This is a genomic window from Burkholderia sp. Ac-20344 (assembly GCF_017104975.1).
Classification (GTDB): domain Bacteria; phylum Pseudomonadota; class Gammaproteobacteria; order Burkholderiales; family Burkholderiaceae; genus Burkholderia.
In genome coordinates this window covers 25431-36504 of the sequence record NZ_JAAGPP010000092.1, presented here as the reverse complement: position 1 = coordinate 36504, position 11074 = coordinate 25431, and the positions used below count along the sequence as shown (strand labels likewise).

Here is an 11074-nt window from a genome sequence, read left to right as displayed (position 1 = left end):
GCTCGACGTCCGCGGGCCGGCCCGGCCGCCAACGGCCGGCGCGCGAGACATCACGCGCTTCACGCGCCAGCTCGCAAGCCTGCTGCAGGCCGGGTTGCCGCTCGCGCCGTCGCTCGACATGCTCGCGCGTACGCGGCCGCGCGACGGCCTGCCGCGCATCGCCGCAGGTCTCGCCCGCGAGATCGTCGGCGGCCGGCGCTTCGCCGATGCACTCGCACGCTATCCATCGCAGTTCGGCACGCTGTATCGCCAGTTGATCGAGGTCGGCGAAGCGTCCGGCTCGCTCGACATCGTGATGACACGGCTCGCGGAACACCGCGAGCGCGCCGACACGCAGTGGCGCAAGCTGCGGGCCGCGCTCGCCTACCCGGCGGCCGTCATCCTCTTCGCACTCGCGATCTCGGCCGCGTTGATGGTGTGGGTCGTGCCGACGTTCCGGCAGATCTTCGACGGCTTCGGCGCCGCACTGCCGGCGCCGACCCGTGCGCTGCTCGCGCTGTCCTCCGCACTGTCTGCGTGGGGCGGAGTGCTCGCTGCCGGCACGGCGGCAGCCGGGCTGGCCGCACATCACGCGCTGCAGCGGTCGGCACCGCTGCGCCACGCTGTCGCGCAGCGCCTGCTGCACGCCCCGCTCGTGGGTAGCGCACTGGGTCGATTCGCAGCCGCACGCTGGTGCCGCTCGCTTGCGACGCTGCTCGGTGCCGGCGTGCCGCTCGCCGACGCCTTCGCCACACTCGAGCGCACGGCCGGCCATCCGGTGTTCGAACGCGCCACCGCGCACATCGCAGCCCGCGTGCTGCGCGGCGCGCGCCTCGCGGACGCGATGCAGTCGGCCGGCTGCTTTCCGGACGACGTCGTGCAGCCGATCGCCGTCGCCGAGGAGACCGGTGCGCTCGACACGATGCTCGCCGACATCGCCGCGTTGTGCGAACGCCAGCTCGATGCGCGTCTCGATGCAATCGCCGCGCTCGGCGAACCGCTGATCGTGATCGTACTGGGCGCACTCGTCGGCGGCCTCGTGATCGCGATGTACCTGCCCATCCTTCAGCTCGGCAACGTGGTGTAGCATCGCAACCGATTCTGTCGCCTTTTAGTCCGAACCTTGAGCCTCATGACGCCAGCGCCCCTGTACGCCGTTACCGATTCGCCCGAGAGCACGCTGCTCGCACTGGCGATGCTGCCGCCCGCGATGCAGTATGCGTTCGCGGTCGTCATCGGCCTTTGCGTCGGCAGCTTCCTGAACGTGGTCGTGCACCGGCTGCCCGTGATGATGCAGCGCGCGTGGCAGGCCGAGATCGATGAAGCGACCGGCAACGCGAGCGCCCCGCCGGACGACGGCTACCCCCCGCGCTACGATCTGTGGCGCCCGCGCAGCGCCTGCCCGCATTGCGGCCACGTGCTGCGCGCATGGGAAAACATCCCGCTCGTCAGCTACCTGATACTGCGCGGGCGCTGCCGCAGCTGCGGCCACGCGATCGGTATCCGTTATCCGGTCGTCGAGCTCGCATGCGCACTGCTCGCCGCCGGCTCGCTCGCGGCATTCGGCCCGACCGTCGCCGCGCTTGCGGCGTTCGCGCTGTGTGCCGCGCTGCTCGCGATGAGCGCGATCGATATCCGGACGGGCTACCTGCCCGACTCGATGACGCTGCCGCTCCTCTGGGCCGGGCTCGTGCTGAACCTCGGCGGCACGTTCGCGTCGCTACGCTCGGCCGTGATCGGGGCCATGGCCGGCTACCTGTTCCTGTGGACGATCTACTGGCTGTTCAAATGGCTGCGCGGCATCGAGGGCATCGGTTTCGGCGACCTGAAACTGCTCGCCGCGCTCGGCGCATGGATGGGCTGGGCCGCATTGCCGCAGGTCGTGCTGTTCGCCGCGGTGACGGGTGCGATCGTCGGGCTCATTGCGACCTGGCGCGGCCGCATGCGCTTCGAGGAGCCGATTCCGTTCGGCCCGTTCCTCGCGGCAGGCGGTGTCGCGACGCTGTTTTTCGGCACCCCTTTCTATTCGGCGCTCGGAGGCTGACATGTTCGCAATTGGACTCACCGGCGGCATCGGCAGCGGCAAGACGACCGTCGCCGACCTGTTCGCCGCCCGAGGCGCGTCTCTGGTCGATACCGATCTGATCGCCCATCGCATCACCGCGCCGGGCGGCCTCGCGATGCCCGCGATCGAACAGGCATTCGGCCGCGGCTTCGTCGCCGCCGACGGCTCGCTCGACCGCGCGAAAATGCGCGCACTGATCTTCAGCGACGACGCCGCGCGCCGGCGCCTCGAAGCGATTACGCATCCGCTGATCCGCGCCGAGACCGATCGCGAAGCGCGCGAAGCGCAGGGCCCGTACGTGATGTTCGTCGTGCCGCTGCTCGTCGAGTCAGGCAACTGGAAGGCGCGCAGCGACCGCGTGCTCGTCGTCGATTGCCCGGTCGAAACGCAGATCGCACGCGTGATGCGGCGCAACGGCTTCACGCGCGAGCAGGTCGAAGCGATCATCGCGCGGCAAGCGACGCGCGAAGCCCGTCTCGCGGCGGCCGACGACGTCATCGTCAACGACGCGGTAACGCCCGATGCGCTCGCCGCGCAGGTCGATGCACTGCACCAACGCTATCTCGGGTTTGCGGCCGCTGCGCGCTGAGCGTCGCGCGATCGTGATGGTGTACGAAATTGGCGCGTTGCTAGGGTAGAGAGTGAGCATTAGAATGTCCTGCATTGTTTCAATTCCTACCCAAGAGGCGAGCGCGCTTGATTCTTTACGAGTATCCGTTCAACGAGCGAATTCGCACGCTGTTGCGCCTCGAAGATCTCTTCGAGCGCTTCGCGTTCTTTTTGGCTCAGGAGGACCCGCGTGAACACCACGTCGCGCTGACGACGCTGTTCGAAATCGCCGAGGTGACGGGCCGCGCGGACCTGAAATCGGATCTGATGAAGGAGCTCGAACGTCAACGCCAGACGCTCGCCCCCTTTCGCGGCAATCCGGGTATCGAGCAGAACGCGCTCGAAGCCGTGCTCGGTGAAATCGAGCAGACGCTCGCGAATCTCGCGCAGATGCAGGGCAAGACCGGGCAGCACCTCGTCGACAACGAGTGGCTCGCCAGCATCCGCAGCCGCGCGGTGATTCCCGGCGGCACGTGCAAGTTCGACCTGCCGTCGTACTACGCATGGCAGCAGTGGCCCGCCGAGCAGCGGCGCCAGGACATCGCGAAGTGGATCCTGCCGATGCTGCCGCTGCGCGACGCCGCGGCGATCGTGCTGCGGCTCGCACGCGAATCGGGCCAGGCGTCAAAGGTCATGGCGATGCAGGGCAGCTACCAGCAGATGCTGTCCGGCCGCACCTACCAGTTGATGCAGGTGCGCGTGCCGCCGGAGCTGCGCGTCATTCCCGAAGCGAGCGCCAACAAATACATGCTGTGGGTACGGTTCACCATGCAGGACGGCGATGTGCGGCCGCGCGCGGTGGACATCGACGTGCCGTTCCATCTGACACTGTGCAATCTGTAACGGCCGCGTGCCGGATCGCTTTCGTATGACTACCGTTGTGAAATGCCCGTCGTGCGGCGCCGAAGTGCGCTGGACGCCCGAAAATCAGTTCCGTCCGTTCTGCTCGGCCCGCTGCAAGCAGCTCGACCTCGGCGCGTGGGCCGCGGAAAAGTATCGGATCGGTGGATCCTCCGACGAGGGCCCCTCGTCGGAAGAAGACGGCACGGACGGCCGCCGCGACAGCTGAGTGGCGCGCGGCGTTGGCACAGCCCGTCCGTGATATGGCCCGCCTTTCCGGCCGGCCATCGTGGCGTCAGTTCGACGCCGCTTCCTTCTCGAGCAGTTCGAGCACCGGCAGCGCGGCGGGCAGCAACGGCGCGACGTCGACCGGCAGGTGCTGCCACACGAACGCCTGCCCTTCCTTGCTGTGCGGCTCGCCCGTCCAGCCCGTCACCTTGCAGAAATACAGCCGCACGTAGGCATGCGGATAATCGTGCTCGAGCGTGTGCCAGCGATGGCTGGCCGTGACTTCGATGCCGAGTTCCTCGTGCAGTTCGCGTGCAAGCGCGTCCTCGACGCTCTCGCCGGCCTCCAGCTTGCCGCCCGGAAACTCCCAGTAACCTTCATACGGCTTGCCTTGCAGCCGCTGCGCGAGCAAGTACCTGCCGTCCGGCTGCACCATCACGCCGACCGCGACTTCCGTCACCTTGCGGCCATCGGGCGCGCGCACGGCGCCTTGTGCGACTGCGCTCATGCCTGCTCCTTGCGTCCCGACCAGTCACGCGCAAACTGCCATGCGACGCGCCCCGACCGCGAGCCGCGCTCGAGCGCCCACACGAGCGCGTCGCCGCGTGCGGACTCGATCTCCGCATCCGGGCAACCGAAATGACGCAGCCAGTGCCCGACGATGTCGAGGTAGTCGTCCTGCTTGAACGGATAGAAGCTGACCCACAAGCCGAAGCGCTCCGACAGCGAGATCTTCTCCTCGACGACTTCGCCGGGGTGAATCTCGCCATCCGGGAGATGCTTGTACGTCTCGTTGTCGCTCATGTACTCGGGCAGCAGATGGCGGCGGTTCGACGTCGCGTAGATCAGCACGTTGTCCGACTGCGCGGCGATCGAGCCGTCGAGCGCGACCTTCAGCGCCTTGTAGCCCGACTCGCCTTCCTCGAACGACAGATCGTCGCAGAACACGATGAAGCGCTCGGGACGTTGCGAGATCAGGTCGACGATGTCGCCGAGATCGTGCAGGTCGTCCTTGTCGACTTCGATCAGGCGCAGGCCGTCCTTCGCATACGCGTTCAGGCACGCCTTGATCAGCGACGACTTGCCGGTACCGCGCGCGCCGGTCAGCAGCACGTTGTTGGCCGGCTTCTGCTGCACGAACTGCCGCGTGTTCTGTTCGATCAGCCCTTTCTGGCGATCGATGTTGTGTAGGTCGTCGAGCGTGATCGACGACACGGCCGGCACCGGCTGCAGATAGCCGCGCCCCTGGCGCTTGCGCCAGCGGAACGCGTGGGCGGCGGTCCAGTCGACCGCTGCCGGCGCGGGCGGCAGCATCCCCTCGAGACGGCCGAGCAGCGCTTCCGCGCGCGTCAGAAACTGTTCAAGCTTGTCCATGTCGTTCGAACGCCCCCGATCAGGAGCGGTAATCCGCGTTGATGCTCACGTAGTCGTGCGACAGGTCGCACGTCCAGATGGTGGCCTGCGCGTCGCCGCGGCCGAGCAGCACGCGGATCGTGATTTCGCTCTGCTTCATCACGCGCTGGCCGTCCTCTTCCTGGTAGGCCGGATTGCGGCCGCCCGCCTTCGCGACGAGCACGTCGTCGAGATAGAGGTCGATCTTGTCGACGTCGAGATCCGCGACGCCCGCATAGCCGATCGCCGCGAGAATCCGGCCGAGGTTGGGGTCGGATGCGTAGAAGGCCGTCTTCACGAGCGGCGAATGGCCGATCGCGTAAGCGATCTGGCGGCATTCTGCGACACTCTTGCCGCCTTCCACCTGCACCGTCATGAATTTCGTCGCGCCTTCGCCATCGCGCACGATCAGTTGCGACAGCACCTGCGCGACTTCCGTCACCGCATCGCGCAGCGCCGCATAGGCCGGCGAATCGGTCGACGTGATCGCCGGCAGCGTGCTCTTGCCCGACGCGATCAGGATGAACGAGTCGTTCGTCGACGTGTCGCCGTCGATCGTGATGCAGTTGAACGAGCGGTCGGCCACTTCCTTCACGAGCGTGTCGAGCACCGGCTGCGCGACGTTCGCGTCGAATGCGAGGAAGCCGAGCATCGTCGCCATGTTCGGCTTGATCATGCCCGCGCCCTTGCTGATGCCCGTCAGCGTGACCGTGTGGCCGTCGATCGCCACCTGGCGCGACGTGGCCTTCGGCAGCGTGTCGGTCGTCATGATCGCCTGCGCGGCGTCGAACCAGTTCGCGGCCTTGCGGTTCGCGAGCGCGGCCGGCAGCCCGGCCTTCAGGCGATCGATCGGCAGCGGCTCGAGGATCACGCCGGTCGAGAACGGCAGCACCTGCGCCGGCTCGATGCCCGCGAGGCGTGCCAGTTCCGTGCAGGTCTCGCGCGCGTTCACGAGGCCCGGCTCGCCGGTACCCGCGTTCGCATTGCCCGTATTCACGACGAGCGCGCGAATGCTCGCGCCGCCCGCCCGCACCTTCGCCAGGTGCTCGCGGCAGACGGTGACCGGCGCTGCGCAGAAGCGGTTCTCGGTGAACACGCCCGCGACCGTCGCGCCTTCGTCGACGGAGATGACCAGCACGTCCTTGCGATTCGGCTTGCGGATGTTCGCTTCCGCCCAGCCGAGCGTGACGCCGGCGACGGGATGCAGTTGGGCGGGATCGATCGACGGAAAATTGACAGCCATGGGGCACACCTGCCGGATGGAAAATGCCGGCATGCGCCGGCATCGATTGGAAGAACCAGCGGCCGCACGCGCGGGCCGCCGCAACTCACATCACTCACTCGAAGCTTCGAACGACGCGGCACGCGTGACGCGCGCCGCCGCCGATCATGACAGCTTCCCGTGACATTGCTTGTACTTCTTGCCGCTGCCGCACGGGCACGGGTCGTTGCGGCCGACCTTCGGCATTTCGCCGCCGGGGCCGCTGTGCGTCATCGCGCTGCCGACCATGTCGGCCGTCGCCGTGGCCGCCGCGGCAGCCGCGACGTTCGCCACCGGCGCACCGGCTTCCGCGTAGTCGGCGTGCTGGTACTCGACGTTCTCGAGATGACCACTGCGCTCCTCGATCTGCTCGGCGGCTTCCTCGAGCTGCTCCGGCGACTGGATCTGCACGTTCATCACGACGCGCGTGACTTCCTGCTTGATTGCCTCGAGCATCGCGGCGAACAGCTCGAACGCTTCGCGCTTGTATTCCTGCTTCGGATTCTTCTGAGCATAGCCGCGCAGGTGGATGCCCTGGCGCAGGTGGTCGAGCGCCGCGAGGTGCTCGCGCCACAGGCGGTCGACCGTCTGCAGCATCACCGAGCGCTCGAACGCGCTGAACGATTCGCGGCCGACCATCGCAACCTTCGCCTCGTACTGCTCGTCGGCGGCCGTCATCACGGCGTCGAGAATCTCCTCGGCCGTGATCGACGTCGACTCGTTCACCATTTCCTGGATCGCGAGATCGAGCTGCCAGTCGTTGCGTAGCGCTTCCTCGAGCTCGGGCACGTCCCACTGCTCTTCGATGCTGCCTTCCGGCACGAACTGGCGGACGACTTCGGTAATCACGCCGTGACGCATCGCGGTGATCGTCTCGGTGATGTCGTGCGCTTCGAGCAGCTCGTTACGCTGCTGGTAGATCACCTTGCGCTGGTCGTTCGACACGTCGTCGTATTCGAGCAGCTGCTTGCGGATGTCGAAGTTGCGCGCTTCGACCTTGCGCTGCGCGGACTCGATCGAGCGCGTGACGATGCCGGCCTCGATCGCCTCGCCTTCCGGCATCTTCAGGCGGTCCATGATCGAACGCACGCGGTCGCCCGCGAAGATGCGCAGCAGCGGATCGTCGAGCGACAGGTAGAAGCGCGACGAGCCCGGATCGCCCTGGCGGCCCGCACGGCCGCGCAGCTGGTTGTCGATCCGGCGCGATTCGTGGCGTTCGGTGCCGATGATGTGCAGGCCGCCCGCGGCCTTCACCTGCTCGTGCAGCGTTTCCCACTCGTCGTGCAGTTTCTGGATGCGGCGCGCCTTTTCGTCGGCCGGGATGGCTTCGTCGGCGTCGATGAACGCTGCCTGCTTCTCGGCGTTGCCGCCGAGCACGATGTCGGTACCGCGGCCGGCCATGTTGGTCGCGATCGTGATGCGGTTCGGACGGCCGGCTTCGGCGACGATCGCCGCTTCGCGCTCGTGCTGCTTCGCGTTCAGCACCTCGTGCGGCAACCCGGCCTGCTTCAGCAGGTGCGACAGCAGTTCCGAGTTCTCGATCGACGTCGTGCCGACCAGCACCGGCTGACCGCGCTCGTGGCAATCGCGGATGTCGCGGATCACCGCGTCGTAGCGCTCCTTGGCCGTCTTGTAGATCTGATCCTGCTTGTCGATCCGCTTCGGCGGGCGGTTGGTCGGGATCACGACCGTCTCGAGACCGTAGATCTCGTTGAATTCGTACGCTTCTGTGTCCGCGGTGCCGGTCATGCCGGCCAGCTTCACGTACATCCGGAAGTAGTTCTGGAACGTGATCGACGCGAGCGTCTGGTTCTCGCTCTGGATCTTCACGTGTTCCTTCGCCTCGACCGCCTGGTGCAGGCCATCGGACCAGCGGCGGCCGGCCATCAGGCGGCCCGTGAATTCATCGACGATGACCACTTCGCCGTTCTGCACGACGTAGTGCTGATCCTTGTGGAACAGCGTGTGCGCGCGCAGCGCCGCGTACACGTGGTGCATCAGCGTGATGTTCTGCGGCGCGTACAGGCTCTCGCCCTCGCCGATCAGGCCCCATTCGGCGAGCAGGCGCTCGGCCTTCTCGTGGCCCGATTCCGTCAGGAACACCTGGCGCGCCTTCTCGTCGAGCGTGTAATCGCCCGGCTTCTCGACGCCCGTGCCGTCGGCCTTCTCTTCGCCGATCTGGCGCTCGAGCAGCGGCGGCAGTGCGTTCATCCGCACGTACAGTTCGGTGTGATCCTCGGCCTGACCCGAAATGATCAGCGGCGTGCGCGCCTCGTCGATCAGGATCGAGTCCACTTCGTCGACGACCGCGAAATTCAGGGCCCGCTGCACGCGCGCGTCGGTCTCGTAGACCATGTTGTCGCGCAGGTAGTCGAAGCCGAATTCGTTGTTCGTGCCGTACGTGATGTCCGCCGCGTAGGCCTGCTGCTTCTGGTCGTGCTCCATGCCGGACAGGTTGATGCCGACCGACAGACCGAGGAAGTTGTAGAGGCGCGCCATCCATTCGGCGTCGCGCTGCGCGAGGTAATCGTTGACGGTCACCACGTGCACGCCGCGGCCTGCCAGCGCGTTCAGGTACACGGGCAGCGTCGCGACGAGCGTCTTGCCCTCGCCGGTGCGCATTTCCGCGATCTTGCCGTAGTGGAGCACCATGCCGCCGATCATCTGCACGTCGAAGTGCCGCATCTTCAGTACGCGACGGCTGGCCTCGCGACAGACCGCGAACGCCTCGGGCAGCAGCTTGTCGAGCGACTCGCCGGCCGCGACCCGCTGGCGGAATTCGTCCGTCTTGCCGCGCAACTGGTCGTCCGTCAGCGTCTCGATCTGCGTTTCGAGCGCATTGATCGTCGTGACGGTCTTTTGGTATTGCTTGACGAGCCGCTGGTTGCGGCTGCCAAAAATTTTCTGGAGAAAACCGGTTGTCATCGGATCGGATCCTGCGTCGCAGCACCGGCGCCCGGCGCGTGTTGCGCGCCCCGACGCCCGAGCCTCGGCGGCTTAGCGAATTAGTGGACTCAAACGTTGAATTTTAGCACGCGGGAAAGCATGCGCCCGTCTCTCGGCCGGACGAGCACTGCGCGCCAGCGGCCGGGCCGACGCGGCGAAAGCCGCCCGTGCACGATCCCGCGCGGGTACAATCGGCGTCAACGTCCGCGCACGTGCGCGCCCGAAGAATGTCTCGATGAACCGATTTTCCAAGCGTTTCGGCCCGCTCGCCGCATATCGCCCGCAACCCGTGTCCGAAGTGCTCGGCCGCACCGACGCGTTCGCGGCGCTGCGCGCTGGCGTCGAGCAAATCGCGTCGCTGCAGCGCGATCTTGCCGCGCTCCTGCCCGACTATCTGGCGAATCACGTCGAACCGGGCTTCGTGAAGGATGGCACCCTGACCCTCTTTGCCGCGCACAACGCGCTGGCCGCGCGGCTGCGCCAGGTCGAGCCGCGGCTGCTCGGCGATCTGCAAAAGCGCGGCTGGCCGGTCTCGACGCTGCGTGTGCGCGTGCGCCCGAAGGATGCACCGGAGCCGCCGCACGTGAAGCAGGCACGGATGACATCGGTCGGCGCGGCCGCGTTGCGCGATCTGGCCGACCATCTCGAACCGTCGCCGCTGCAGGCCGCACTTGCGCGGATGGCGGCCCGGCATGGCGCGAAGCCGCGCTGACGGCCCAAGACGCCGACAGCGCCAGCACGTGGCCAACAAAAAAGCAGCCCGAAGGCTGCTTTTTTTGTTGCTTGCGCGAAATGCAGGTCAGGCGAAGGCCGTCTGCATGTCGAACGCGAAGCCCTTCGGCGCGGCTTGCGGATCGTCGAACGTGACGATCTCGTACGCATCTTCGTTCGCGAGCAGTTCGCGCAGCAGCGCGTTGTTCAGCCCGTGGCCCGACTTGTACGCGGTGTACGACGCCAGCAGCGGATGGCCGATCACGTAGAGATCGCCGATCGCGTCGAGCATCTTGTGCTTCACGAACTCGTCGTCGTAGCGCAGCCCGTCGTTGTTCAGGATGCGGTACTCGTCGAGCACGATCGCGTTTTCCATGCTGCCGCCGCGGGCGAGGCCCATCTCGCGCAACATCTCGGCCTCATGTGCGAAGCCGAACGTGCGTGCACGCGCGATCTCGCGCACATACGACGTATTCGCGAAATCGACCTCGAGCTCCTGGCCGGTCTTGTCGACGGCCGGGTGACGGAAGTCGATCGAGAATTTCAGCTTGAAACCGAAGTACGGATCGAGACGCGCGAACTTGTCGCCGTCGCGGATTTCGACCGTCTTCTTCACCTTGACGAAGCGCTTCGGCGCGTTCTGCTCCTCGATCCCGGCGGACTGGATCAGGAACACGAAGGTCGCCGCGCTGCCGTCCATGATCGGGATTTCCTCGGCCGTCACGTCGACGTAGAGATTGTCGATGCCGAGGCCGGCACATGCCGACATCAGGTGCTCGACCGTCGACACGCGCACGCCATCCTTCTGCAGCACCGACGCGAGCCGCGTGTCGCCGATCGACGTCGCCGCGGCGGGAATGTCGACAGGCGTGGGAAGGTCGACGCGGGAGAAGACGATGCCCGTGCCCGGCGCGGCAGGACGGAGGGTCAGCTCGATCTTGCGGCCCGAGTGGACACCGATACCCACGGTCTTCACGATGGATTTGATGGTGCGCTGCTTCAGCATGATGTTCTTCGTCGTGATTGAAGATATCAATCAGGAG

The 11074-nt window shown here is 66.6% G+C and carries 11 protein-coding genes; 6 read left to right on the top strand and 5 right to left on the bottom strand.

Annotated features, from left to right (window positions below):
- The 5 genes from G3N64_RS25090 to G3N64_RS25070 form a co-directional block, all read left to right on the top strand.
- On the top strand, nt 1-1066 hold a 1066-nt coding region (locus tag G3N64_RS25090), incomplete at its 5' end, for a type II secretion system F family protein (protein ID WP_205786313.1).
- 45 nt (nt 1067-1111) lie between these two features.
- Nucleotides 1112-2023, top strand: coding sequence for an A24 family peptidase (locus tag G3N64_RS25085; protein WP_205786312.1), 912 nt, complete (start codon nt 1112-1114; stop codon nt 2021-2023).
- A 1-nt stretch (nt 2024) separates the two neighbouring features.
- On the top strand, nt 2025-2633 hold the full coding sequence (gene coaE / locus G3N64_RS25080; protein WP_205786311.1) for a dephospho-CoA kinase: 609 nt from the start codon (nt 2025-2027) through the stop codon (nt 2631-2633).
- A 107-nt stretch (nt 2634-2740) separates the two neighbouring features.
- A complete protein-coding gene (zapD, locus tag G3N64_RS25075) occupies nt 2741-3496 on the top strand; it encodes a cell division protein ZapD (RefSeq protein ID WP_027783465.1) in 756 nt (251 codons plus the stop codon).
- A 25-nt stretch (nt 3497-3521) separates the two neighbouring features.
- Complete coding sequence (locus tag G3N64_RS25070; protein WP_027788444.1) at nt 3522-3722, top strand: DNA gyrase inhibitor YacG; 201 nt, start codon at nt 3522-3524, stop codon at nt 3720-3722.
- A 66-nt stretch (nt 3723-3788) separates the two neighbouring features.
- Here G3N64_RS25070 and G3N64_RS25065 read toward each other — a convergent pair whose 3' ends face one another.
- The 4 genes from G3N64_RS25065 to secA all read right to left on the bottom strand — a co-directional run bounded on the left by G3N64_RS25065 (nt 3789) and on the right by secA (nt 9299).
- Nucleotides 3789-4229 (bottom strand): NUDIX domain-containing protein, encoded by a 441-nt coding sequence (locus G3N64_RS25065; RefSeq protein WP_205786310.1) that lies wholly within the window; start codon nt 4227-4229, stop codon nt 3789-3791.
- Nucleotides 4226-5095: an ATP-binding protein gene (locus G3N64_RS25060; protein WP_205786309.1), complete on the bottom strand. Its 870-nt coding sequence runs from the start codon at nt 5093-5095 to the stop codon at nt 4226-4228. The genes G3N64_RS25065 and G3N64_RS25060 overlap by 4 nt, the downstream gene beginning before the upstream one ends.
- Before the next feature lie 19 nt (nt 5096-5114).
- Complete coding sequence (gene argJ / locus G3N64_RS25055; RefSeq protein ID WP_205786308.1) at nt 5115-6356, bottom strand: bifunctional glutamate N-acetyltransferase/amino-acid acetyltransferase ArgJ; 1242 nt, start codon at nt 6354-6356, stop codon at nt 5115-5117.
- Nucleotides 6357-6500: 144 nt separating this feature from the next.
- Nucleotides 6501-9299 (bottom strand): preprotein translocase subunit SecA, encoded by a 2799-nt coding sequence (gene secA / locus G3N64_RS25050; protein WP_205786307.1) that lies wholly within the window; start codon nt 9297-9299, stop codon nt 6501-6503.
- Between the two features lie 256 nt (nt 9300-9555).
- Here secA and G3N64_RS25045 point away from each other — a divergent pair, with 256 nt between their 5' ends.
- Nucleotides 9556-10032 (top strand): DUF721 domain-containing protein, encoded by a 477-nt coding sequence (locus G3N64_RS25045; protein ID WP_021159908.1) that lies wholly within the window; start codon nt 9556-9558, stop codon nt 10030-10032.
- 87 nt (nt 10033-10119) lie between these two features.
- On the opposite strand, the gene lpxC is transcribed toward G3N64_RS25045, so the two are convergent.
- Nucleotides 10120-11037, bottom strand: coding sequence for a UDP-3-O-acyl-N-acetylglucosamine deacetylase (gene lpxC, locus G3N64_RS25040; protein WP_011350845.1), 918 nt, complete (start codon nt 11035-11037; stop codon nt 10120-10122).
- Between the last annotated feature and the right edge of the window lie 37 nt (nt 11038-11074).

Coding starts and splice junctions, on each gene's coding strand:
- G3N64_RS25085 (WP_205786312.1), top strand. CDS start 1,112: ATGACGCCAGCGCCCCTGTACGCCGTTACCGATTCGCCCGAGAGCACG.
- coaE (WP_205786311.1), top strand. CDS start 2,025: ATGTTCGCAATTGGACTCACCGGCGGCATCGGCAGCGGCAAGACGACC.
- G3N64_RS25070 (WP_027788444.1), top strand. CDS start 3,522: ATGACTACCGTTGTGAAATGCCCGTCGTGCGGCGCCGAAGTGCGCTGG.
- G3N64_RS25065 (WP_205786310.1), bottom strand. CDS start 4,229: ATGAGCGCAGTCGCACAAGGCGCCGTGCGCGCGCCCGATGGCCGCAAG.
- G3N64_RS25060 (WP_205786309.1), bottom strand. CDS start 5,095: ATGGACAAGCTTGAACAGTTTCTGACGCGCGCGGAAGCGCTGCTCGGC.
- argJ (WP_205786308.1), bottom strand. CDS start 6,356: ATGGCTGTCAATTTTCCGTCGATCGATCCCGCCCAACTGCATCCCGTC.
- secA (WP_205786307.1), bottom strand. CDS start 9,299: ATGACAACCGGTTTTCTCCAGAAAATTTTTGGCAGCCGCAACCAGCGG.
- G3N64_RS25045 (WP_021159908.1), top strand. CDS start 9,556: ATGAACCGATTTTCCAAGCGTTTCGGCCCGCTCGCCGCATATCGCCCG.
- lpxC (WP_011350845.1), bottom strand. CDS start 11,037: ATGCTGAAGCAGCGCACCATCAAATCCATCGTGAAGACCGTGGGTATC.